This window comes from Pseudomonas sp. GW823-FHT02F05 (genome assembly GCF_058797315.1).
The window spans coordinates 33,791-54,818 of record NZ_JBXAJM010000009.1; the positions used below are offsets into that span (position 1 = coordinate 33,791).

At 59.9% G+C, this 21,028-nt stretch carries 22 protein-coding genes; 11 read left to right on the forward strand and 11 right to left on the reverse strand.

Features of this window, described 5'->3' with window-relative positions; all coding sequences use genetic code 11:
- Nucleotides 1-3 precede the first annotated feature (3 nt).
- The 3 genes from AC1RAC_RS12520 to cysB all read left to right on the forward strand — a co-directional run bounded on the left by AC1RAC_RS12520 (nt 4) and on the right by cysB (nt 2,548).
- A complete protein-coding gene (locus AC1RAC_RS12520; protein ID WP_034126732.1) occupies nt 4-921 on the forward strand; it encodes a 5'-nucleotidase in 918 nt (305 codons plus the stop codon).
- Between the two features lie 48 nt (nt 922-969).
- Nucleotides 970-1,470 (forward strand): universal stress protein, encoded by a 501-nt coding sequence (locus tag AC1RAC_RS12525; RefSeq protein WP_034126733.1) that lies wholly within the window; start codon nt 970-972, stop codon nt 1,468-1,470.
- Between the two features lie 103 nt (nt 1,471-1,573).
- Nucleotides 1,574-2,548 carry an HTH-type transcriptional regulator CysB gene (gene cysB / locus AC1RAC_RS12530; protein WP_003189876.1) on the forward strand — a complete coding sequence of 325 codons (975 nt, stop codon included), beginning with the start codon at nt 1,574-1,576 and terminating at the stop codon, nt 2,546-2,548.
- 123 nt (nt 2,549-2,671) lie between these two features.
- Here cysB and AC1RAC_RS12535 read toward each other — a convergent pair whose 3' ends face one another.
- Nucleotides 2,672-3,154, reverse strand: coding sequence for a GreA/GreB family elongation factor (locus AC1RAC_RS12535; RefSeq protein WP_034127037.1), 483 nt, complete (start codon nt 3,152-3,154; stop codon nt 2,672-2,674).
- 14 nt (nt 3,155-3,168) lie between these two features.
- Nucleotides 3,169-3,537 carry a hypothetical protein gene (locus tag AC1RAC_RS12540; RefSeq protein ID WP_054920156.1) on the reverse strand — a complete coding sequence of 123 codons (369 nt, stop codon included), beginning with the start codon at nt 3,535-3,537 and terminating at the stop codon, nt 3,169-3,171.
- Nucleotides 3,538-3,669: 132 nt separating this feature from the next.
- Here AC1RAC_RS12540 and earP point away from each other — a divergent pair, with 132 nt between their 5' ends.
- Both earP and AC1RAC_RS12550 read left to right on the forward strand, forming a co-directional pair.
- On the forward strand, nt 3,670-4,803 hold the full coding sequence (gene earP / locus AC1RAC_RS12545) for an elongation factor P maturation arginine rhamnosyltransferase EarP (RefSeq protein WP_054920155.1): 1,134 nt from the start codon (nt 3,670-3,672) through the stop codon (nt 4,801-4,803).
- Nucleotides 4,804-4,852: 49 nt separating this feature from the next.
- Nucleotides 4,853-5,425: an elongation factor P gene (locus tag AC1RAC_RS12550; RefSeq protein ID WP_032892737.1), complete on the forward strand. Its 573-nt coding sequence runs from the start codon at nt 4,853-4,855 to the stop codon at nt 5,423-5,425.
- Nucleotides 5,426-5,490: 65 nt separating this feature from the next.
- On the opposite strand, the gene AC1RAC_RS12555 is transcribed toward AC1RAC_RS12550, so the two are convergent.
- From AC1RAC_RS12555 to AC1RAC_RS12565, 3 genes are all read right to left on the reverse strand, one after another.
- Nucleotides 5,491-5,910: an organic hydroperoxide resistance protein gene (locus tag AC1RAC_RS12555; protein WP_034126737.1), complete on the reverse strand. Its 420-nt coding sequence runs from the start codon at nt 5,908-5,910 to the stop codon at nt 5,491-5,493.
- 688 nt (nt 5,911-6,598) lie between these two features.
- Nucleotides 6,599-7,051, reverse strand: a complete 453-nt coding sequence (locus tag AC1RAC_RS12560) for a MarR family winged helix-turn-helix transcriptional regulator (RefSeq protein WP_492616628.1) — start codon at nt 7,049-7,051, stop codon at nt 6,599-6,601.
- Between the two features lie 81 nt (nt 7,052-7,132).
- Complete coding sequence (locus AC1RAC_RS12565) at nt 7,133-8,083, reverse strand: LysR family transcriptional regulator (protein ID WP_054920154.1); 951 nt, start codon at nt 8,081-8,083, stop codon at nt 7,133-7,135.
- 108 nt (nt 8,084-8,191) lie between these two features.
- On the opposite strand from AC1RAC_RS12565, the gene AC1RAC_RS12570 reads away from it, so the two are divergent.
- Entirely contained in the window at nt 8,192-8,941 is a 750-nt protein-coding gene (locus AC1RAC_RS12570) for a sulfite exporter TauE/SafE family protein (RefSeq protein WP_034127144.1), read from the forward strand.
- Here AC1RAC_RS12570 and AC1RAC_RS12575 read toward each other — a convergent pair.
- Nucleotides 8,931-9,812, reverse strand: coding sequence for a LysR family transcriptional regulator (locus tag AC1RAC_RS12575; RefSeq protein WP_054920153.1), 882 nt, complete (start codon nt 9,810-9,812; stop codon nt 8,931-8,933). The two genes, AC1RAC_RS12570 and AC1RAC_RS12575, sit on opposite strands and share 11 nt — an antisense overlap.
- Nucleotides 9,813-9,882: 70 nt before the next feature.
- On the opposite strand from AC1RAC_RS12575, the gene AC1RAC_RS12580 reads away from it, so the two are divergent.
- Nucleotides 9,883-10,089, forward strand: a complete 207-nt coding sequence (locus AC1RAC_RS12580; protein ID WP_034127146.1) for a DUF1127 domain-containing protein — start codon at nt 9,883-9,885, stop codon at nt 10,087-10,089.
- 45 nt (nt 10,090-10,134) lie between these two features.
- Nucleotides 10,135-11,364, forward strand: a complete 1,230-nt coding sequence (locus tag AC1RAC_RS12585) for a winged helix-turn-helix domain-containing protein (protein ID WP_492616629.1) — start codon at nt 10,135-10,137, stop codon at nt 11,362-11,364.
- 96 nt (nt 11,365-11,460) lie between these two features.
- Here AC1RAC_RS12585 and AC1RAC_RS12590 read toward each other — a convergent pair whose 3' ends face one another.
- Complete coding sequence (locus AC1RAC_RS12590; RefSeq protein ID WP_054897897.1) at nt 11,461-12,807, reverse strand: class II 3-deoxy-7-phosphoheptulonate synthase; 1,347 nt, start codon at nt 12,805-12,807, stop codon at nt 11,461-11,463.
- Nucleotides 12,808-12,930: 123 nt separating this feature from the next.
- Here AC1RAC_RS12590 and AC1RAC_RS12595 point away from each other — a divergent pair, with 123 nt between their 5' ends.
- Nucleotides 12,931-13,686, forward strand: coding sequence for a spermidine synthase (locus AC1RAC_RS12595; protein ID WP_034127149.1), 756 nt, complete (start codon nt 12,931-12,933; stop codon nt 13,684-13,686).
- A 127-nt stretch (nt 13,687-13,813) separates the two neighbouring features.
- Here the strand turns inward: AC1RAC_RS12595 and AC1RAC_RS12600 are convergent, their stop codons facing one another.
- Nucleotides 13,814-14,605, reverse strand: coding sequence for a crotonase/enoyl-CoA hydratase family protein (locus AC1RAC_RS12600; RefSeq protein WP_034127150.1), 792 nt, complete (start codon nt 14,603-14,605; stop codon nt 13,814-13,816).
- A 423-nt stretch (nt 14,606-15,028) separates the two neighbouring features.
- On the opposite strand from AC1RAC_RS12600, the gene AC1RAC_RS12605 reads away from it, so the two are divergent.
- Complete coding sequence (locus AC1RAC_RS12605) at nt 15,029-16,702, forward strand: DEAD/DEAH box helicase (RefSeq protein WP_014717677.1); 1,674 nt, start codon at nt 15,029-15,031, stop codon at nt 16,700-16,702.
- A 133-nt stretch (nt 16,703-16,835) separates the two neighbouring features.
- Here AC1RAC_RS12605 and AC1RAC_RS12610 read toward each other — a convergent pair whose 3' ends face one another.
- Entirely contained in the window at nt 16,836-17,603 is a 768-nt protein-coding gene (locus AC1RAC_RS12610) for a DODA-type extradiol aromatic ring-opening family dioxygenase (RefSeq protein ID WP_057976653.1), read from the reverse strand.
- Between the two features lie 103 nt (nt 17,604-17,706).
- Between AC1RAC_RS12610 and AC1RAC_RS12615 the strand changes: the two genes are divergently transcribed.
- On the forward strand, nt 17,707-18,363 hold the full coding sequence (locus AC1RAC_RS12615; protein WP_057976655.1) for a thiopurine S-methyltransferase: 657 nt from the start codon (nt 17,707-17,709) through the stop codon (nt 18,361-18,363).
- Between the two features lie 182 nt (nt 18,364-18,545).
- Here the strand turns inward: AC1RAC_RS12615 and htpX are convergent, their stop codons facing one another.
- Both htpX and AC1RAC_RS12625 read right to left on the reverse strand, forming a co-directional pair.
- Nucleotides 18,546-19,433, reverse strand: a complete 888-nt coding sequence (htpX, locus tag AC1RAC_RS12620; protein WP_003189904.1) for a protease HtpX — start codon at nt 19,431-19,433, stop codon at nt 18,546-18,548.
- A 304-nt stretch (nt 19,434-19,737) separates the two neighbouring features.
- A complete protein-coding gene (locus AC1RAC_RS12625; protein ID WP_044273990.1) occupies nt 19,738-20,949 on the reverse strand; it encodes a pyridoxal phosphate-dependent aminotransferase in 1,212 nt (403 codons plus the stop codon).
- Nucleotides 20,950-21,028: the final 79 nt, after the last annotated feature.

Below are 21,028 nucleotides of genomic sequence, written 5' to 3' on the forward strand. Positions count from 1 at the left end.
ACCATGGTGAAGGGATTGGCTGACAAACTGGTGCTGGCGATTTCCTCACGAGCGCTGTTCGACCTGAGTGACAGCCACAAGGTTTATCTGGCTGAAGGGGTCGAGGCTTACCGCAAATACCAGATCGAGCACGAGGAAGAAACCCTCGAGCCTGGCGATGCCTTCCCGCTGGTCAAGAAGCTGCTGAGCCTGAATGCCAGCCTGGGGCGTGCGCGGGTCGAGGTGGTGTTGGTGTCGCGCAACAGTGCCGATACCGGGCTGCGGGTGTTCAACTCGATCCAGCATTACGGCCTGGATATTTCCCGCGCCGCTTTCGTAGGCGGGCGTAGTCCCTATCCCTATTTGGCCGCCTTCGGTTGTCATCTGTTTCTCTCCACCCATGCTGAAGATGTGCGCAGTGCCCTCGATGCCGGGTTTGCGGCCGCGACGATTTTGTCCGGCGGCCCGCGCCGCGCTTCCAGCGAAGAGCTGCGCATCGCATTCGATGGCGATGCCGTGCTGTTCTCCGATGAGTCCGAGCGTGTCTACCAGGCCGGCGGGCTGGCAGCCTTCCAGGCCAGCGAGCGAGAGTCGGCGCGCCAGCCTTTGCACGGCGGTCCGTTCAAGGGCTTCCTGGCGGCACTGAACCTGTTGCAACGCGAGTTTGCCGATGAGGCCTGCCCGATCCGTACCGCGTTGGTCACCGCACGTTCGGCACCGTCCCATGAACGCGTGATCCGCACGTTGCGCGAGTGGGATATCCGCCTGGACGAGTCGCTGTTCCTCGGTGGCCTGGAAAAATCCGCGTTTCTGGAAGCCTTTGCCGCCGATGTGTTTTTCGATGACCAGGCCGGCCATTGCGAGAAAGCCAGGGAGGTAGTGGCCACCGGGCACGTGCCCCATGGCATCAGCAATGAGTTGAGAATCCAGACCGAGAGCTAGCTGCTAAGCTCATTCAATTCCCGCCATCCTGGCAGTCCAGGAGGTTTTATGATTCGCTCGATGCTGTTTGCCACGGACCTCGGTCTGTATGCACCCTATGTGATGCAACATGCAGTGGCGCTGGCGCGAACGTTCAAGGCTGACCTGTATGTGATCCACGTGGTCGAGCCCATTGGCTTGTTCGCCGAATCGGTGTTGCAGAGCTACCTTGATGAAACCGCCTTGAGCGAATGGCAGAGCAAGGGGCTGAGCACGGTGATGGCGACGATTGAACAGCGCGTGCTGGACAGCTTTCGCGAGGAGTGGGAGGAAGGGGAGCAGGACCTGCAATGGATTCGCTCGGTCAAGGTTATCCAGGGGGACCCTTGCGAGGTGATTCTCGACCAGTTGCGAAAACTGTCCGTCGACTTGCTGGTCGTAGGCAGTCATAGCCAGGCAACCGGCGTGGCCGTCCCCCTTGGGCGTACCGCCGCACGGGTGTTGCAGTTGTCCCCGGTGCCGGTTTACCTGGTGCCGTCGCTGCAGCGTCGGCGCAGTGACGATAGTTGATCGGTAAAAACGATAAAAAGTTCTAGATTTATCCGTTAAACCTTTAATATAGTTATATACCGTCGCTGATACCCGTGGCGTCTATCTGCTTTGAGGGATTCATATGAAGCTTCAACAACTGCGCTACATCTGGGAAGTGGCGCACCACGACCTCAACGTTTCCGCTACCGCTCAAAGCCTCTATACCTCGCAGCCTGGTATCAGCAAGCAGATCCGCCTGCTCGAAGACGAGTTGGGCGTCGAAGTCTTCGCACGCAGCGGCAAACACTTGACCCGCGTCACTCCAGCCGGCGAGCGCATCATCACCACCGCCGGCGAGATCCTGCGTAAAGTCGAAAGCATCAAGCAGATCGCCCAGGAGTTCTCCAACGAGAAGAAAGGCACCTTGTCGATCGCCACCACTCACACCCAGGCGCGCTATGCATTGCCGCCGGTGATCCGTGATTTCATCAAGCAATACCCGGACGTAGCGCTGCACATGCACCAGGGTTCGCCGATGCAGATTGCCGAAATGGCCGCTGACGGCACCGTCGATTTTGCCATCGCCACCGAGGCCCTGGAATTGTTCGGCGACCTGGTAATGATGCCCTGCTACCGTTGGAACCGCTGCGTGGTTGTGCCCCAGGGGCACCCTTTGGCCAAGCTGCCGAAGCTGACCCTGGAAGCCTTGGCTGAATACCCGATCGTGACCTACGTGTTCGGCTTTACCGGCCGTTCCAAGCTCGACGAAGCGTTCAGCCATCGCGGCCTCACGCCCAAGGTGGTGTTCACCGCTGCCGATGCCGACGTGATCAAGACCTATGTTCGCCTGGGCCTGGGCGTCGGAATCGTCGCCAAGATGGCGGTCGACACCAACCTGGACAAAGACCTGGTGGTGCTGGATGCCAGCGAACTGTTCGAGTCCAGCGTGACCAAGATCGGTTTCCGCCGCGGCACCTTCCTGCGCGGCTTCATGTGCGACTTCATCGAGAAGTTCGCACCGCACCTGACCCGTGAAGTGATGGCCAAGGCGATCCAGTGCCACAACAAGCAAGAGCTGGAAGAGTTGTTCGACGGCGTTGAATTGCCCGTCCACTGACCGCGATGACCCTGTAGGAGCGAGCTTGCTCGCGAAGATCGCCAACGTTAACGCGGGGCGCCAGGTAGCATGCAGCACCCTTGCGTTTCTTCGCGAGCAAGCTCGCTCCTACAGGGGTGTAGGTTATCTGGCCTCGGTAACCGTAAAGTGCTGCCGAGCGCCGGCCACCAGAATCTCCACCTCTTCATCGATACGCTTGCCCAACAGGCCTTTGCCCAACGGCGAGCGCGGCGTGATGACGGTCACCGGTTGCCCGACCACATCCACTTTCAAACCCGCTGCATCCGGCGCCAGGAACAGCCATTGCTGACGACCGTCCTCGTCTTCCAGGCCCACCAGCGTGCCGATCTCTATCCCGCGTCGATCATCGTATGCACGTAGCTGCAGTTGCTGGCACAGCACCAGCGATTGCTTGATCTCCTCCACTCGCCGGGCCTGCCCGGTGGCCAGGTACGAAGCCTCCAGGCCGAGGGTGTCGTATTTGTTCTCGGCAATGTTTTCTTCGTGGGTCGCGGTTTCGTAGGCGGTCTGCGCGGCGCGTTGGACGATGTCGAGGTCGACGGTGAGCTTTTCCAGGATCAACTGGAGCACGGCGTGTTTATTCATGGCGGTATTTGGCATCAATCGCAGAATTGCAGGACATTGGCCCGCGTCTTTTCATTGGGGGCGTTCTGGTCTTGTTGCAGCCAGAACTGGCATTTGGGGTTGGACAGGTTACGCGCGTTGCTTCGGGCCTGGTCCAGGGCCTGTTGTTGTGCCTGTTTTTGCAGGTTTTGTTGGTACTGTTCGAACAGACGGTTCGGTGGCTGCGGCTCAACCATCGCCGGTTTGCCCAATTGCTGAACCGCCTGTGCCACCGGCGCCAGGCTCTGGGGGAACAGGTAGCGAGACGCCAGCCAGGTGGTCAGCGCAATGGCGATAAACCCTAGCCACACGCCTGCGGCAATCGCGATGCAGAGTTTGAGCAGCGATAACGGACGGTCAGACATAAGAGCTTCCTGGCAGGCATTGACGGCATGACGGTGATTGTCGCACAGCCTCCGTGCAGAATAATCGCGATCAAGCCTTCTGCATCCACGCATTTATGCGGACAATCGAACCTTTGATCGATGGAGCCCGGAATGAAAGCCCGCTGGGATATTTTTTGCAGTGTCGTCGACAACTACGGCGACATCGGCGTGACCTGGCGCCTGGCCCGGCAGTTGGTGGTGGAGCATGGCTGTGACGTGCGCTTGTGGGTCGATGACCTGCGGGCCTTCGAACGCATGTGCCCGGACATTGATGTGCAGGTGGGCCAGCAATGGCAAGAGGGCGTCGAAGTGCGTCACTGGCCGGCCGAATGGCCAGGCGCGCACCCGGCCGATGTGGTGATTGCTGCGTTCGCCTGCCAGCTACCGCCTGAGTACATGGACTGCATGGCCGAGCGTGAGCGTGTGCCATTGTGGATGAACCTGGATTACCTCAGCGCTGAAGACTGGGTGGTGGGTTGTCATCGCTTGCCTTCGGTGAAGTACAAAGGCGTGCAGAAATACTTTTTCTTCCCCGGGTTTCGCCCTGGCACCGGCGGCCTGTTGCGTGAAGCCGGCTTGTTGGAGCGACGCCGGGCATTTCAGCAGGACGCCGCCGCGCAGCAACAGTTCCTGCAAAGCCTGGGTGTTGCTCCGACGGCCGGCGCGCGTTTGATGTCGCTGTTTGCCTATGAGAATGACGGGTTGCCCGGTTGGCTGGACGTGCTGGCAGCCGATGGGCGTGGGACGCACTTGCTGGTGCCGGAAGGGCGCATTCTGGGGGATGTGCAACGCTGGCTGGGGGTGAGCAGTTTGTCGGCGGGAGACATTCAGGTGCGCGGCGCGCTGACCGTTCAGGTCATTGCATTCGTGCGTCAGGAGCAATATGACCGATTGCTATGGTGCTGCGAATTCAACGCCGTACGGGGCGAAGACTCGTTCGTGCGTGCCCAGTGGGCGGGGAGGCCAATGCTATGGCACATCTACCGCCAGGACGAAGACATCCACCTGGACAAGCTCGATGCCTTCCTGGAACTGTACACTGCCGCACTTTCACCGGCCGCCAAGGCTGCCGTCGTCACGCTCTGGCAAGCCTGGAACGCTGATGGCGATATGGCACAGTCCTGGAAAATGCTGCTGGAACACTGGCCCGAGGTCACCCAGCACGCTGAGAAGTGGTGTCTGGAACAAGGCTTGCAGGCCGATCTTGCGACGGCGCTGGTACAGTTTTATGAAAGTTGGATATGATACGCCACCTTGATTTTTGTCAATCCCATCCAAATTTCGGATATACGCAATGAAAACTGGTAAAGAACTGAAACCCGGTACAGTGATCCGTCTCGAAAACGACCCTTGGCTGGTTCAGAAAGCTGAGTTCACCAAGTCTGGTCGTAACAGCGCAATCATGAAGACCAAGCTGAAGAACCTGCTGACCGGTTACAAGACCGAGATCGTCTATAGCGCCGATGACAAACTGGACGACGTAATCCTCGACCGCAAAGAAGCGACCCTGTCCTTCATCAGCGGCGACACCTACACGTTCATGGACACTACCGACTACACCATGTACGAGCTGAACGCTGAAGATATCGAAGCCGTTCTGCCGTTCATCGAAGAAGGCATGGAAGACGTCTGCGAAGCTATCTTCTTCGAAGATCGCCTGGTTTCCGTAGAGCTGCCGACCACCATCGTGCGTCAGGTTGACTACACCGAAGGTTCCGCTCGCGGTGACACTTCCGGCAAGGTGATGAAGCCTGCCAAACTGAAGAACGGTACCGAGCTGAGCGTTGCAGACTTCATCGAAATCGGCGACATGATCGAGATCGACACCCGTGAAGGTGGTTCGTACAAAGGTCGCGCCAAGAAGTAATTCTGGCCCCGGCGATACGAAAAAAGCCCGACTTTGAGTCGGGCTTTTTCATGGGCGTCTGTTTTTCAGACCGTTACATGCAAGCGCACATCAACGTTGCCACGGGTGGCGTTGGAGTACGGGCAGACCTGGTGCGCGGCGTCGACCAGGCTTTGCGCGTCATCCTGGGCCAGGCCCGGCAGGCTGACATGCAGGTCGATATCCAGGCCGAAGCCGCCAGGGATCTGGCCGATGCCAACGTGGGCCGTGATCGAAGCGTCATCCGGGATTTTGCGTTTGGTCTGGCTGGCAACGAATTTCAGTGCGCCGATAAAGCAGGCGGAGTAGCCGGCAGCAAACAATTGCTCGGGGTTAGTGGCCTGGCCACCGGCGCCACCCAACTCCTTGGGAGTCGACAGTTTGACGTCGAGGATATTGTCGCTGGAAACGGCGCGACCATCACGGCCGCCAGTGGCGGTGGCTACTGCGGTATAGAGCGTTTGCATGGGGCGTTCCTCTGTATGTTTAGCGCTAAACATTTGCGCGCTAAGTAGTTGGTGAGGCGAATGTATAGCGCTAATGTTTAGTGCGCAAGTTAATTTTTCAGTTTTTTGGCTGATTGAAAAATTTGAGGGCACCGCAGAGCAAAAAGTGGGAGCTGGCTTGCCTGCGATTGTGGTGTGTCAGTCAATGCATTGTTGAATGATGTACCGCAATCGCAGCATAGGTATCTACATAACTCTGTTAGCTCAACGGTAACCACGATGCGAAGCGAGCCGCTCTTTATCTTGATCTGCTTTGATCTTAGGCGCCCCGTTAAACCACGCTGGCGGATTACGGGCACACCGAGCCTGGGCGAGGTGCCGAGTGGTGGGGCAAGAGCGTTTTGCTTACTTTTGTCTGGGCCGGCATTCCGGCTTTTCAAAAGTGAGCCGCTGTAAAAGCGGAACCCTAAGTGGCCGTTACCGCAGGAATGGATATGTACACGGTCCAACTGTGTTGACTGTCAGGCCGTCTTCGCAGGCAAGCCAGCTCCCACCTTGGATCGCGGGGGCATCAGTTATATCTGTGTCGGCTGCCAGGCCGTCACGGGAGCAAGCTCCCTCGCCACAGATTTAGCGTCGTGCCGAAGTTGTGTAGATACCTATGGCCATCGCAGGCAAACCAGCTCCCACTTTTTAGGTGTGCGTTGCGTCAGATGCTGGTTTGCAGATTGGCGCGCAACGCGATCAGGTCTCCTTGCAGCTTGCGCAATTGCTCCAGCGCCATCCCGCTGGCGCCCAGGATGCATTGTGGAACATCCTTGGCCTTCTCCTGCAAGGCGCGCCCGGTGTCGGTCAGTTCCACGACTACCACTCGTTCATCTTCGCGGCTGCGGGTACGGCTGAGCAGGCCCTCGGCTTCCAGGCGCTTGAGCAGTGGCGTCATGGAGCCTGGGTCCGTCAGTAGGCGGCTGCTGATTTCGCTGACGGTCAATTCATCCTCTTCCCACAGCACCATCATGGCCAGGTATTGCGGGTAGGTCAGGCCGATGGCTTGGAGCAGCGGCTTGTAGACCTTGGTCATCAGCAATGAAGTAGAGTGCAGGGCGAAGCACAGTTGGTTGTCCAGCAACAGCGATTCGCAAGGATCAGGGTTTTTGCTCATGGTGGCGTCTCGAAAAAGCATGTCTGGGCTGGAATCTAGCGGGCAAATCTTTAATGCGCCAGGTAATTTTTGCCGGAGGCGTCAGACCAAGCCACTTTGCAATGCCAGATCCCAAGGCGGCACCGGGCTGAAACGGGATTTGAGATATTCAAGCAACAATCGGCTGCGCGCATTGGGCTGTTGCTCCAGGCGCAGCGCATAAATGCCGGCGGTTTCCGGGCTCGGCAAACCGTCTTCACAAAACAGCGGCAACAGTTCACCGCGTACCAGGTATTCACTGGCCAACCAGGTCGGCAGGTGAGCGATGCCCAGCCCGGCCAGTGCACCCGAAAGCAGGGCTTCGGCATTGTTGGCGCTCATGCGGATGCGCCGGGGGCGATAGGTGGTGCGACGCCCGTCCAGTTCGAAGCGCCAGGCGAACATTGGCGCCAGCCCGTCCCAGTCCAGGCCATCATGTTCGCTCAGCTCTCGAGGATGGGCCGGCGTGCCACGGCTTTTCAGGTACGCGGGGCTGGCGCAGGCGATACGCACAATGCTCGCCAACGGCGTAGCGACCAGCCGGGTATCGACAATATGCCCAGCGCGCAGAACCAGATCGACCTTGCCCAGATGCGCGCCCTGCATATCGACAAAGCTGTCGATCAAGTGCAGGTGCACGTCCAGTCCTGGGTACAGGTTTAAAAAGTCCGCAATGACCGGCGCCAGATGCCGGCGGCCGAATGCTGCGGGCGCATCGACCCGGATCAACCCCTCCGGCGCATGGCTCAGCGAGACCGCTTCAGCCCGCGCCAGCTGCAACTCGTTGACAATCCGTCGTGCCCGCTCGGCAAAGGCCAGGCCCGCCGAGGTGGGCACTACTGCATGGGTGCTGCGTTGGAACAGGCGGCTGCCCACTGAGTTCTCCAGGCTGTCGATACGCCGGGCCACGGCGGAAGGTGTCAGCGGATGGCGGCGCGCGGCGGCGGAAAAGCTGCCGGCTTCCAGCACATCCAGAAACAGGCTGAGTTGGTCGGTCAAGGTGTTGGGGTTCATGGCTCGACGCTTATGCGAGATTGGCACAGCCATTGTGCGTTGCTGTGCGTTTCCGCGCCAGAGCCGACTGCGTAGCATGCAAAGCTTGGAATTGCGGAGTAGCGAGCGGTGTGGGATCTAGTGATGTACCTGGCATTGGGTGCGGCGTTGGGCACCGTGGGTGGGCTGTTTGGCATCGGCGGCGGGCTGATTGCTATCCCGGTACTCGGCGTGTTGTTCGGGCTGGATCAGCAAATTGCCCAGGGCACCGCTTTGGTCATGGTCGTGCCGAACGTGATGCTCGCCCTGTGGCGCTATCACCAACGTAACCGCATCGAGTTGCGTCACGCCTTACCCTTGGGTGTGACCGGCTTTTGCTTTGCCTGGCTGGGATCGATCTGGGCGGTGGGGCTGGATGCGGGCGCCATGCGCATTGGTTTTATTGCGTTCTTGGTGGCGCTGTCTGCCTACAACCTGCTGCGCATGTTCACCCGCAACGCGCCGCCCACCACGCAAATGCGTTATTCCTGGCCCTGGCTTGGCGTCTTGGGCGCGGCATCCGGCTCCATGGGCGGGCTGTTCGGGGTCGGCGGCGCGGTGGTGGCCACACCGGTACTCACCAGTGTGTTCGGCACTACTCAAGTGGTTGCCCAAGGGTTGTCGTTGGCCTTGGCGTTGCCCAGTACCGGTGTGACCCTGGTCACCTATGCCTGGCACCACGAGGTGGACTGGATGATCGGCCTACCGCTGGCGGTGGGTGGCCTGCTGAGTATCAGTTGGGGCGTGAAAGTGGCTCATGCCTTGCCGGAGCGCCTGTTGCGCGGCCTGTTCTGTGGCTTTTTGGTGGTGTGCGCGGTGATGCTTACCTTTAAAGTTTGAAGCCTTCGACGATGTAGTCCGCCAGGCACTCGGTGATCGGCGAGGTCATCTGCGGGTTACGCAGCAAGCGCAGGTTCATCGACGGCAAAGGCGGGAAGCCTTCGTCGCTGCCGAGCACTCGCAGGTCGTCGGTGACCAGGCTTTCCATGCTGACCATCGCCGCCAGGCCCGCACTCACCACCGCCAGGATCGCTGCTCCGTTAGAGCTGTGATAGGCCAGGCGATAATCTCGCCCGGCCGCGTCCAATGCCGCACGTGCCCAATGGGTGTACAGGCACTCGTCGCCGGACACCGCCAGAGGCAGGGCATCGTGCTCCTCCACACAAAAGCACGGTGATGCTGCCCATACCATGCGTTCGGTACGCAACAACTCACCCAGATCATTGCCGGGCTCGCGGCTGATCACGGTCAGCGCCAAGTCCCGCCGTTGCATCAATACGGTCGATGCTTCGCAGTGCATTTCGATTTGAATCAGTGGGTAGGCTTTGGAGAACTGTTTCAGGATCCCTGGCAGAAAGCGCATCAGATAGTCATCCGGCGTGCCGATGCGCACCAATCCCACCATATGCGGCTCGCGCAGGGTATTGAACACTTCACTGTGCAATTTCAGGATGCGCCGCGCATAACCCAGCAGCACCTGGCCTTCGGGCGTGAGCCTTACCTGCCGGCCATCGCGCTCGAACAGTTTGCGCTGCAACACGTCTTCTTCCAGACGCTTCATCTGCATGCTGACCGCCGATTGAGTGCGATTGACCGTCTCGCCGGCACGGGTGAAACCGCCCTGGTCGGCAATGGCGACGAAGGTGCGCAGCACGTCTGTGTCGATGCTGGGATAGGCGGACAATTGATCAATCTCCGAGATGTAATGCATAAGAAACATTCGTTGGATTGATCATAATGCCAGGCACACACTGTCGTCATCCCCACTGGAGGGCGAGAAGATGAAAGGTCAAAAAGGTTTCATATCGACGGATAACTGGCCGTTTTCCGGGCTGTTTCACACATTCGCGCGTTGGCAGCTGTTGCATCAGGAGCGGCAGATGCTGGCGACCTTGAGCGATGACGCACTCAAGGACATCGGGCTCAATCGCGCCGACGTCGCGCAGGAAAGCCATCGGCATTTCTGGGAAGACCCGCTGCGAAAATAAGCCCGGATGCAGTAGGGTAGGGCGCGAGCCTCAATGGAGATCGCCATGCCCGCCGACCTGTGTATTTCACTCAAGCAAGCTCGACGCATGGCGCTGGCTGCCCAGGGGTTTTCCGGGCGCCAGGCGCCTGCACAGATAAAGGCCACGCACCTCAACCGCTTGATCGAGCGCCTGGGCGTTTTACAGATCGACTCGGTCAATGCGCTGGTGCGTTCCCACTACCTGCCCGTGTTTTCCCGCCTTGGTTCTTATTCCCCATCGATTCTTGAGCAGGCGGCCTGGAGCCTGGGGCGGCGGCGTTCTCTGTTTGAATACTGGGGGCATGAGGCGTCGCTGCTGCCCTTGGCGCTGTACCCGCTGATGGGTTGGCGTATGGAGCGCGCCCGGCAAGGGCAGGGGATCTATTCGCAGATGGCACGTTTTGGCCGTGAACAGCAGGCGACGATCCAGCGCGTGTTGCGCACCGTCGAACAGCAGGGCGCCGCGGGGGCGGGTAGCTTGTCGACCCGCGAGGAGCGTGCCGGTCCCTGGTGGGATTGGAGTGATGAAAAGCACGCGCTGGAATGGCTCTTCGCCGCTGGCCTGGTCACGGTAGCCGGTCGTCGAGGGTTTGAGCGGCTTTATGATCTGCCCGAGCGTGTTATTCCCGCAGAGGTGCTCAGGGTCTCCATGAGTGAAGGTGAAGCGCAGCGTGGCTTGCTGTTGCACAGTGCGACTGCATTGGGTGTCGCCACTGAAAAAGACCTGCGCGATTATTTTCGCCTCGACCCCGCCGACAGCCGCAACCGCTTGGCCGAGCTGGTTGAGGATGGGCAACTGCTGGCGTGCCAGGTGCGGGGCTGGAAACAACCAGCGTATTGCCTGGCGGCGCCCAAACTGCCGCGCAACGTGCCGGCCAGTGCATTGTTGTCGCCGTTCGATTCGCTGATATGGGAGCGCAGCCGCACCGAGCGCTTGTTCGACTTTCGCTATCGCCTGGAGATCTACACTCCGCAAGAAAGACGCGTGTACGGCTATTACGTCCTGCCGTTTCTCCACAACGAACGCATTGCCGCACGCGTCGACCTGCGGGCCGAGCGTGCCCATGGGCGCCTGGCCGTGCATGCCGTGCACGAGGAAGAACCTGGGCTGGATGAGGAAGGTATGTTGGCGCTGGCCTTGAACCTACGAAAGATGGCCGACTGGCTAGGGCTGGAACAGATCCAGCTCAATTGCCAGCGGCCCAGTGCTGCCCGGTTGAGGGCTGCGATGCTGAACCGGGATGTCAGTCTTTAAGGCTCTATCGCGGGCAAGCCCGGCTCCCACATTTGAACGCGTTTTTCTGTAGGAGCCGGGCTTGCCCGCGATGGCGTCATCCCCGTCGATAAAACGTCAGCGCTTTACCTGTTTCAAGGTCTCGGCAATCAGGAACGCCAACTCCAGCGACTGATCGGCATTCATCCGTGGGTCGCAATGGGTGTGGTAGCGGTCTGACAGGCCATCTTCGGTGATCGGTCGTGCGCCGCCGATGCATTCGGTGACGTTCTGCCCGGTCATCTCGATATGGATCCCGCCGGCATAGCTGCCTTCTGCCTGGTGCACCTGGAAGAAATCCTTCACTTCGCCAAGGATCTGCGCAAAGTCGCGGGTCTTGTAGCCACTGCTGGCCTTGATGGTATTGCCGTGCATTGGGTCGCAACTCCACAGCACCTGCTTGCCCTCGCGCTGCACGGCACGGATCAGGTTGGGCAAATGGTCGCCGACCTTGCCTGCACCCATACGGGCAATGAGGTTGAGGCGGCCAGGGTCGTTATCCGGGTTGAGGATGTCGATCAGGCGGATCAGGTCCTCCGGGTTCATGCTCGGTCCGACTTTCACGCCGATCGGGTTGTTCACCCCGCGCAGGAACTCGACATGGGCGCCGTCCAACTGACGGGTACGGTCGCCGATCCACAGCATATGCGCCGAGCAGTCGTAGTAATCGTTGGTCAGGCTGTCGCGGCGCACGAAGGCTTGTTCATAGTTGAGCAGCAACGCTTCGTGGGCGGTGAAGAAGCTGGTTTCGCGCAATTGCGGCGAGCTGTCCATGCCACAGGCGCGCATGAAGGCCAGGGTTTCGTCGATGCGGTCGGCCAGTTGGCTGTACTTTTCGGCGAGGGCGGAGTTGGCGATGAAATCCAGGTTCCACTTGTGCACTTGGTGCAGGTCGGCAAAACCGCCCTGAGCAAAGGCGCGCAGCAGGTTGAGGGTGGCGGTGGACTGGTGGTAGGACTGCAACAGGCGGTCCGGGTCTGGCACGCGGCTTTTTTCGTCGAAGCCGATGCCGTTGACGATATCGCCGCGGTAGGCGGGCAGGGTGATGCCGTCGATGGTTTCATCGTTGGCCGAACGTGGCTTCGCGAACTGGCCGGCCATGCGCCCGACTTTCACCACCGGGCAACCGGCGGCGAAGGTCATGACAATGGCCATCTGCAGCAGCACCTTGAAGGTGTCGCGGATCTTCGCGGCGGAAAACTCGGCGAAGCTCTCGGCGCAATCGCCACCTTGCAGCAGGAAGGCACGACCCTGGGTCACTTCGGCAAACTGACGGCGCAATTCGCGGGCTTCGCCGGCAAACACCAGGGGCGGGTAGCTCGCCAGGCTCTGCTCCACTTGCTCCAAGTGCGCGGCGTCCGGGTATCGGGGTTGCTGCTGGATCGGCAGGGCTCGCCAGCTATCGGGACTCCAGGGGTGGCTCATCATGAACTCGTTTGCAGGTGGATGTTAGGGCGTCAATGTTAGCAGCAATTAGTGCGTGACCTGTGGTTGCCGCTTGGCCGACAATCGCGCCTTTGTCGTGTGGTAAACCCTTTAGGAGTAGTGATGAGCGAGGAGCGTGTCGAGCGCCTGCTGGCCGAAGTCCATGATGAATTCGGCATGATCCGTGTGCTTGAAGTGGCTGATTACCGCTTTCTCGAATTTGGCGACGCCATCGAGCAAAGCTGTGTGTTCACTGCTGACCCGAGCTGGCTGGAGTACGACTACACCCGCGCGATGCTGATCGGCGCGTTGTGCCATGAACAGCCGGAAAGTGCGTTGTTCCTCGGCCTGGGCGCGGGCACGTTGACCCAGGCATGCCTCAAGTTCCTGGCGCTGGAGGATGTCGAAGCCATTGAGCTGCGCCCCGATGTGCCGCGCCTGGCGATTGAATATCTGGGGCTGGATGACGATCCGCGCTTGTACATCCGCATTGGTGACGCGCTGCAATTGCTCGACAGTGCTGAATCGGCCGATTTGATTTTCGTCGACCTCTACACCGATGTCGGCCCGGGCGTGGGGCATCTGGCCTGGACCTTCCTGGAAAACTGTCAGAAGAAACTCAACCCGGGCGGCTGGCTGGTGATCAACCAGTGGGCCACCGATGACGGCAAGCCGCTGGGGGCGGCGTTGCTGCGTGGGTTGTACCACCGGCATTACTGGGAGCTGCCGGTGAAGGAGGGCAATGTGATTCTATTGGTGCCTTCGGAGCTGGATCAGGTGCTGGACCTGGATGCGCTGTCAGCCCGCGCCGAAGCCTTGGCGCCGCGATTGGGGTATTCGTTGCAGCCGTTGATCAAGGCGATTCGGCCAGCAACTTAGTTGTCAGTTCGGACGCTTTCGCGGGCAAGCCCACAGTCGAATTGCACTCAGTGTTGAAATGCAATCCCCTGTGGGAGCGGGCTTGCCCGCGAAGAGGCCCTCACTGGCGACGGCTAATTCAGTTTGTTCAAATCCCCTTGAACACCCCGGGCCGCTTCTCGACCATCGCCCGAACACCCTCCTTCGCATCCTCACTGTTGAGCAGTTTATCCACCATGGGCGGCAGCGCGGCGGCTGCGACGGCCTCACCCTCCATGCGCGCCAGGCGTGCCGACATCAACGTTGCCTGCACACCCAGCGGCGCCTGGCGCGCAATGCGGTTGGCCAATTCAATGGCACGGGGCAACAGGTCTTCACTGGCCATCACTTCCTGCACCAACCCCAGGCGCAGGGCCTCATGGGCGTCGAATTCGTCGCCGGTGAGCAGCCAACGCATCGCATTGCCCCAGCCGGCAATCTGATGAAAGCGCAATGTCGCGCCGCCAAACGGAAAGATGCCGCGTTGCACCTCCATCTGGGCGAAGCGGGTATTGCTGGCGCAGAGGTTGATATCCGCCGCCAGCATCAACTCGATACCAATGGTCAGGCAGTAACCTTGGGCGGCGACGATCACCGGCTTGCTCACGCGCGGGCCGGCAAACACCCCCCACGGGTCGCACCCTCCCAGCGGCGGTTGCCAGCCGCCGGCCATTACGCCGCTGACATTGGCCAGGTCCAGTCCTGCGGTGAAGTGATCGCCATGGGCGAACACCACGGCCACCCGTGCGTCATCGTTTCGATCAAATTCGCCATAGGCCAGGCTCAGTTCATTGAGCAAATCCAGGTCAAAGGCGTTGCGCTTGGCCACGCGGTCCAGGCCTAGCAATAGAACATGGCCCTCAAGTGCGCGGCTGACACGGCTACTGCTGGCTTGATTCATCGGGTGTGCCCTCGGGGCGCAGGTGAGGTTTCAGACCAAAGGGTCTCAATGGGTGGGTGAACCGTTTAAGCTCGATGACCAACAGGGCCGGGCCTTTGAAAAATAGACCCTGGCGCACGGATCTGCAAAGCGCGTGACCCAGTGCGGTTTATCGGCGCCTGGCGATAAAAAAAGCTCCCTTTTTCAGCTATTTCCGGTATAGTGCGCGCCGGCCTTTAACCGGGCCGCGTTTAGGTAGCGCAATTCCCCGAAGTCAGCTTCGGCTGCACGTCCGCACAGCGGACTCTTCCTTGACGAATCTTTTTCATTCATTCGTTTTCGCAAATCCCCGCCGACAAAGCAGCCAGGGCGACTCTTGAGTCTCAACACGGCATGCGCAGCTTTGGAGCATGGGTCTTTGCGGATGCACTTAGAGGCAGACCCATGACCCAGGAAACCGGCGGCTTCGCCGCTTTTAATCTTAACCCGAATATTCTTGCAGCCGTCGCAGCGACCGGCTACGAAGAACCTTCGGCGATTCAGCAGCAATCGATCCCGATCATCATGGCCGGTAAGGACATGATTGGCCAGGCGCAAACCGGTACCGGTAAAACCGCCGCGTTCGCCCTGCCTATTCTGCATTGCATCGATCCTGCCAAGCGCGAGCCGCAAGCCCTGATCCTGGCGCCAACCCGTGAGTTGGCGCTGCAAGTAGCAACCGCCTTTGAAACCTACGCCAAGCAAATGCCGGGTGTAACTGTTGTGGCCGTTTACGGCGGCGCGCCTATGGGCCCACAACTCAAGGCAATCCGTAATGGCGCACAGATCGTTGTCGCCACTCCGGGCCGTCTGTGCGACCACCTGCGTCGTGACGAAAAAGTCCTGTCGACCGTGAACCACCTGGTTCTGGACGAAGCTGACGAAATGTTGAAGCTGGGCTTCATGGATGACCTGGAAGTCATCTTCAAGGCGCTGCCAGCGACCCGTCAGACCGTACTGTTCTCGGCTACCCTGCCGCAGTCCATCCGTGCCATTGCCGAACGCCATCTGCGCGATCCGGAGCACGTGAAGATCCAGACCAAGACCCAGACCGTTACCGCGATCGAACAGGCTCACCTGTTGGTTCACGCTGACCAGAAGACCTCGGCTGTATTGAGCCTGCTGGAAGTCGAAGACTTCGACGCCCTGATCATGTTCGTGCGCACCAAGCAAGCGACCCTGGACCTGGCCAGCGCCCTGGAAGCCAAAGGCTACAAAGCCGCTGCGCTGAACGGTGACATTGCCCAGAACCAGCGTGAGCGCGTGATCGACTCCCTCAAGGATGGCCGTCTGGACATCGTTGTGGCGACCGACGTTGCTGCCCGTGGCCTCGACGTTCCACGTATCACCCACGTGTTCAACGTTGACATGCCTTACGATCCAGAGTCCTACGTTCACCGTATCGGCCGTACTGGCCGTGCCGGTCGCGAAGGTCGTGCGTTGCTGCTGGTGACTCCACGTGAGCGCCGCATGCTGCAAGTGATCGAGCGTGTTACCGGCCAGAAAGTTGCCGAAGTCCGCCTGCCGGATGCCCAGGCCGTTCTCGATGCGCGCATCAAGAAACTGACCAACAGCCTGGCGCCACTGGTGGCTGACGCTGAATCGACCCACGGCGACCTGCTGGACCGCCTGACCGCCGATATCGGTTGCACCCCGCGTGCCCTGGCTGCAGCCCTGCTGCGCAAAGCTACCAATGGTCAGGCCCTGACCCTGGCAGCCATCGAAAAAGAACGTCCACTGGTTCCGAACAGCGCGCCACGCGGTGATCGTCCAGAGCGTTCCGGTGACCGTCCAGACCGTGGCGACCGTGAGCGTCGTGCTCCAGTGCCATTGGCTGAAGGCCGTGCTCGTTGCCGTACCGCGCTGGGTGCGCGTGATGGTATCGCGGCCAAGAACCTGCTGGGCGCTATCCTCAACGAGGGTGGCCTGGCACGTGAAGCCATCGGTCGCATCCAGGTGCGTGACAGCTTCTCCCTGGTGGAGTTGCCGGAAGACGGCCTGGAAAAACTGCTGGCCAAGCTGAAAGACACTCGCGTTGCCGGTAAGCAGCTCAAGCTGCGTCGCTACCGCGAAGATTGATCCGCCCTTGGGCTGATTGATCGCACATAAAAAATCTCCGACTGGTTCGGGGATTTTTTTTCGCCTCATGTTTTAGGCTCCGACGCGATCAACTGTGAGAGCAGGCAAGCCAGCTCCCACAGGTATAACGGTTTCAGCCAAAGCGATAGATATCCATGCCCAAGGCACCCAGTGTGAAGCCTTGGTGCGCAACGCTGAAATCTGCGCCCGCACCCCGCGCAAAGTACAGCGGCAGCAAATGTTCATCGCTGGGATGGCTGCGCACGGCATGTGGCGCCTGGCGGCGATAGTCATGCAAGGCGGCGTCGTCATTGGCCGCGAGTCTGTCGACCACCCAGTCACGAAATTCCCGGGCCCACGGTGTGATCGTCTCCGGCCCGGCGCGCCAATCCAGTTCGCCCAGGTTGTGGGTGATGCTGCCGGAGCCGATCAGCAGCACACCCTGTTCGCGCAGGCTCGCGAGTGCATGCCCGACTCGAGTCTGCAAAGCCGGGCCCAGGCGGCTGGGCAAGGACACTTGTACCACCGGGATGTCCGCTGCCGGGTACATCAGCGACAGCGGGACCCAGGTGCCGTGGTCGAAGGGGCGTTGCTCGTCAATACGTGCAGCCAGGCCGTCGGCGTGCAGCAGTTCGACGATCTCACTGGCCAACTGCGGGTCACCCGGCGCGGGGTATTGCACCGCAAACAGCTCGCGCGGAAAGCCACCGAAGTCGTGCCAGGTTTCGGGGGCAGCACTGCCGCTGACCAGCAGGTCCGGGCTTTCCCAATGCGCCGACACCACCACAATGGCTTTGGGCCGTGGCAGTTCGGCAGCCAGGCGCTGCAGCGCAGGACCGCTGGCACCGGGTTGCAAGGCCAGCATGGGCGAGCCGTGGGAGATAAACAGGCTGGGGAGCATGAGCAGGGTCCTGAGGGTTAAGATGGAGTCATCTTCAATCAGATCATCGATCTAAATCTAATATAAGTTTTAGCGCCTTTTGATCGAATTTTCGGAGTGATTCATGCAGCCTGAATTTTGGCAGGACCGCTGGGCGAGCAATCAGATCGGCTTCCATCAGCGCGAGGTCAATCCCTATTTGCAACGGCACTGGCCCGTGCTGGGGTTGCCCGAGGGGGCAAAGGTGCTGGTACCGTTGTGTGGCAAAAGCCTGGACTTGGTATGGCTCGAGAGCCAGGGGTACCCGGTAATGGGCGTGGAGCTATCGGAGCAGGCGGTTGAGGCGTTCTTCAGCGAGCAGGGGCTTGTGCCGCACGTCAGTCAGCAGGGCGCCTTCAAGGTCTATCAGGCGGGCCAGATCGAACTGTGGTGTGGCGATTTCTTCAGCCTGAATGCGCAGGCGCTGGTCGGTTGCCGCGGCATATATGATCGTGCCGCGTTGATCGCATTGCCTCCGCTGATGCGTGCGCAATACGCCGAGCACCTGAATGCCTTGCTGCCCTCAGGCTGCCAGGGTTTGCTGATTACCCTCGATTACGACCAGAGGCAGAAGGCCGGCCCACCCTTTGCTGTCACGGACAATGAAGTGCAGGTGCTGCTGGGATCGTATTGGGCGTTGGAGCAGTTGGAGGAGCGAGACATCCTGGGGGAGAGTTGGAAGTTCGTGCAGGACGGTGTTAGCCGCCTTGAAGAGCGTGCTTATCGGCTGACCAGGCGCTGAAAGGGTTTTTCCTTTTGTAGGAGCGAGCTTGCTCGCGAAAGACGTCAACGATAACGCGTGCTTGCTAAATGAACGCGGCGCCTGCGAGTTTTTCGCGAGCAAGCTCGCTCCTACAGAGAGCGGTGAAATCAGCAGGCACAAAAAAGGGGCGATCAGATCGCCCCTTGTCGAGTCATCCGCTATCAGCCCCGGCGACGCAGTGCGTCAATCCGCTCTTCCAGCGGCGGGTGGCTCATGAACAGGCGAGCCAGACCCTGCTTGATGCCGCCGTTGATGCCGAAGGCGGTCAGGCTGTCGGGCATATGCACCGGCAGGCCCTGTTCGGAGCGCAAGCGTTGCAGCGCGCCGATCATTGCGCTGGTGCCCGCCAGGCGTGCGCCGGCTTCATCTGCGCGGAACTCGCGTTTGCGCGAGAACCACATCACGATGGCGCTGGCCAGGAAGCCCAGGACCAGCTCGGCGAAAATGGTCGCCACGAAGTAGGCAATACCACGGCCTTCTTCGTTCTTGAAGATGACCTTGTCGACGAAGTTGCCGATGATCCGCGCAAAGAACATCACGAAGGTGTTCACCACGCCCTGTACCAGCGCCAGGGTGACCATGTCACCGTTGGCCACGTGCCCGATCTCGTGGGCCAGCACCGCCTTGACTTCGTCGGGCGAAAACCGCTCCAGCAGGCCCTGGCTCACGGCCACCAGCGCGTCGTTCTTGTTCCAGCCGGTCGCAAAGGCGTTGGCCTCATAAGCCGGGAAAATCCCGACTTCGGGCATTTTGATGCCTGCTTCTTGAGACAACTGCTCCACGGTTTGCATCAGCCATTGTTCATGGCGAGTGCGTGGTTGCGTGATGATCTGGGTGCTGGTGCTCATCTTTGCCATCCACTTGGAGATGAACAGCGAGAACAGCGAACCGGCAAAACCAAAGACTGCACAGAAAATCAGCAGCTGATTGAGGTTCAGATCAACCCCATTGGCCGCCATGAACCCGTTGAAGCCAAAAAGGCTCAGGGTGACGCTGGCAATCAGTACGACTGCCAGGTTAGTGGCCAAGAACAGCAGGATGCGCATCATGGTTGTAGAATTCTCCTCATGCTTAATATGTCGCTCACTGCGGGGTATATAAGGTGCGGCATGGGGTGATTCAACCGGGGGACTATTTCAAACTGTGTCCTACACCGTTGGCGTAGGGCCTTGAAGGGATTTTCCGACCTGTATTGTCAGCCTTGCTCGACCCGATGCTACCCTGTCGCCCCGTGATTATAGGGGGCACGTCATAGGCAGGGGCCAAATGAAGTACAACCGCAAGTAAGTGACACAGAAGTGTTGCCAGATAATCGCTGTACGACCCTTTGAGAGTCGTACAGCGTCAATTGCCTTACTGGCGATAGGACTTCAGGAAGTTACCGATGCGACCAATCGCCATCTCCAGGTCATCCACACGTGGCAATGTCACCACGCGGAAGTGATCCGGCCATGGCCAGTTGAAGGCGGTACCTTGCACGACCAGCAGTTTTTCTGACAGCAGCAGGTCGAGCACGAACTTCTCGTCGTTGAGGATCGGGCAGACTTTCGGGTCGATCCGCGGGAACGCGTAAAGCGCGCCCATGGGCTTCACACAGCTCACGCCGGGGATAGCGTTGAGCAGCTCCCAAGTGCGGTTACGTTGCTCCAGCAGGCGACCTTGGGGCAGGATCAGGTCGTTGATGCTCTGGTAGCCGCCGAGGGCGGTCTGGATCGCGTGCTGGCTCGGTACGTTGGCGCACAGGCGCATGTTGGCCAGCATGTCGATGCCTTCGATGTAGCTTTGCGCATTGTGCTTGGGGCCGGAGATGGCGATCCAGCCGGAGCGGAAACCCGCCACGCGGTAGGACTTGGACAGGCCATTGAAGGTCAGGCACAGCAGGTCCGGGGCCAGGGAGGCGGTGCAGATATGCACGGCGTCATCGTAGAGGATCTTGTCGTAGATCTCGTCGGAGAACACCACCAGGTTGTGCTGACGCGCCAGTTCCAGCATGCCCAGCAATACTTCCCTGGAGTACACGGCGCCAGTGGGGTTGTTCGGGTTGATGATCACCAGGGCCTTGGTGTTGGGCGTGATCTTGGCCTTGATGTCGGCCAGGTCCGGGAACCAGTCGGCGCCCTCATCACACAGGTAATGCACCGGGTGGCCGCCCGCCAAGGTCACGGCGGCGGTCCACAGCGGGTAATCCGGGGCTGGCACCAGGACTTCATCGCCATTGTTGAGCAACGCCTGCATGGACATCACGATCAGCTCGGACACGCCGTTGCCCAGGTAGATGTCCTCGATGCCGACGCCTTCGACCTGCTTCTGCTGGTAGTACTGCATCACCGCCTTGCGCGCGCTGAACAGGCCCTTGGAGTCGCTGTAACCCTGGGCGGTCGGCAGGTTGCGGATCACATCCTGAAGGATTTCGTCCGGCGCTTCGAAACCAAACGGCGCCGGGTTGCCAATGTTCAGCTTGAGGATGCGATGGCCTTCCTCTTCCAGGCGTTTGGCGTGCTTGAGCACCGGGCCGCGAATGTCATAGCAGACGTTGGCGAGCTTGTTCGATTTGCTGACCTGCATGGCGATGTGATCCTGAAAATGAACGATCCCGACGGCGTAGGCACTACCGTAGGGTGAAGCCTGCACGGCCCGCACCCAT

Excerpts from the sequence above, each read along its gene's own strand:
- AC1RAC_RS12560 (WP_492616628.1), bottom strand. The coding sequence starts at position 7,051 with ATGAGCAAAAACCCTGATCCTTGCGAATCGCTGTTGCTGGACAACCAA.
- AC1RAC_RS12580 (WP_034127146.1), top strand. The coding sequence starts at position 9,883 with ATGAAAGGTCAAAAAGGTTTCATATCGACGGATAACTGGCCGTTTTCC.
- AC1RAC_RS12625 (WP_044273990.1), bottom strand. The coding sequence starts at position 20,949 with ATGCAGGTCAGCAAATCGAACAAGCTCGCCAACGTCTGCTATGACATT.
- AC1RAC_RS12600 (WP_034127150.1), bottom strand. The coding sequence starts at position 14,605 with ATGAATCAAGCCAGCAGTAGCCGTGTCAGCCGCGCACTTGAGGGCCAT.
- AC1RAC_RS12575 (WP_054920153.1), bottom strand. The coding sequence starts at position 9,812 with ATGCATTACATCTCGGAGATTGATCAATTGTCCGCCTATCCCAGCATC.
- AC1RAC_RS12520 (WP_034126732.1), top strand. The coding sequence starts at position 4 with ATGGTGAAGGGATTGGCTGACAAACTGGTGCTGGCGATTTCCTCACGA.
- AC1RAC_RS12595 (WP_034127149.1), top strand. The coding sequence starts at position 12,931 with ATGAGCGAGGAGCGTGTCGAGCGCCTGCTGGCCGAAGTCCATGATGAA.
- AC1RAC_RS12585 (WP_492616629.1), top strand. The coding sequence starts at position 10,135 with ATGCCCGCCGACCTGTGTATTTCACTCAAGCAAGCTCGACGCATGGCG.
- AC1RAC_RS12535 (WP_034127037.1), bottom strand. The coding sequence starts at position 3,154 with ATGAATAAACACGCCGTGCTCCAGTTGATCCTGGAAAAGCTCACCGTC.
- earP (WP_054920155.1), top strand. The coding sequence starts at position 3,670 with ATGAAAGCCCGCTGGGATATTTTTTGCAGTGTCGTCGACAACTACGGC.
- AC1RAC_RS12550 (WP_032892737.1), top strand. The coding sequence starts at position 4,853 with ATGAAAACTGGTAAAGAACTGAAACCCGGTACAGTGATCCGTCTCGAA.
- AC1RAC_RS12615 (WP_057976655.1), top strand. The coding sequence starts at position 17,707 with ATGCAGCCTGAATTTTGGCAGGACCGCTGGGCGAGCAATCAGATCGGC.
- AC1RAC_RS12610 (WP_057976653.1), bottom strand. The coding sequence starts at position 17,603 with ATGCTCCCCAGCCTGTTTATCTCCCACGGCTCGCCCATGCTGGCCTTG.
- AC1RAC_RS12555 (WP_034126737.1), bottom strand. The coding sequence starts at position 5,910 with ATGCAAACGCTCTATACCGCAGTAGCCACCGCCACTGGCGGCCGTGAT.
- AC1RAC_RS12565 (WP_054920154.1), bottom strand. The coding sequence starts at position 8,083 with ATGAACCCCAACACCTTGACCGACCAACTCAGCCTGTTTCTGGATGTG.
- htpX (WP_003189904.1), bottom strand. The coding sequence starts at position 19,433 with ATGATGCGCATCCTGCTGTTCTTGGCCACTAACCTGGCAGTCGTACTG.
- AC1RAC_RS12605 (WP_014717677.1), top strand. The coding sequence starts at position 15,029 with ATGACCCAGGAAACCGGCGGCTTCGCCGCTTTTAATCTTAACCCGAAT.
- cysB (WP_003189876.1), top strand. The coding sequence starts at position 1,574 with ATGAAGCTTCAACAACTGCGCTACATCTGGGAAGTGGCGCACCACGAC.
- AC1RAC_RS12590 (WP_054897897.1), bottom strand. The coding sequence starts at position 12,807 with ATGAGCCACCCCTGGAGTCCCGATAGCTGGCGAGCCCTGCCGATCCAG.
- AC1RAC_RS12525 (WP_034126733.1), top strand. The coding sequence starts at position 970 with ATGATTCGCTCGATGCTGTTTGCCACGGACCTCGGTCTGTATGCACCC.
- AC1RAC_RS12540 (WP_054920156.1), bottom strand. The coding sequence starts at position 3,537 with ATGTCTGACCGTCCGTTATCGCTGCTCAAACTCTGCATCGCGATTGCC.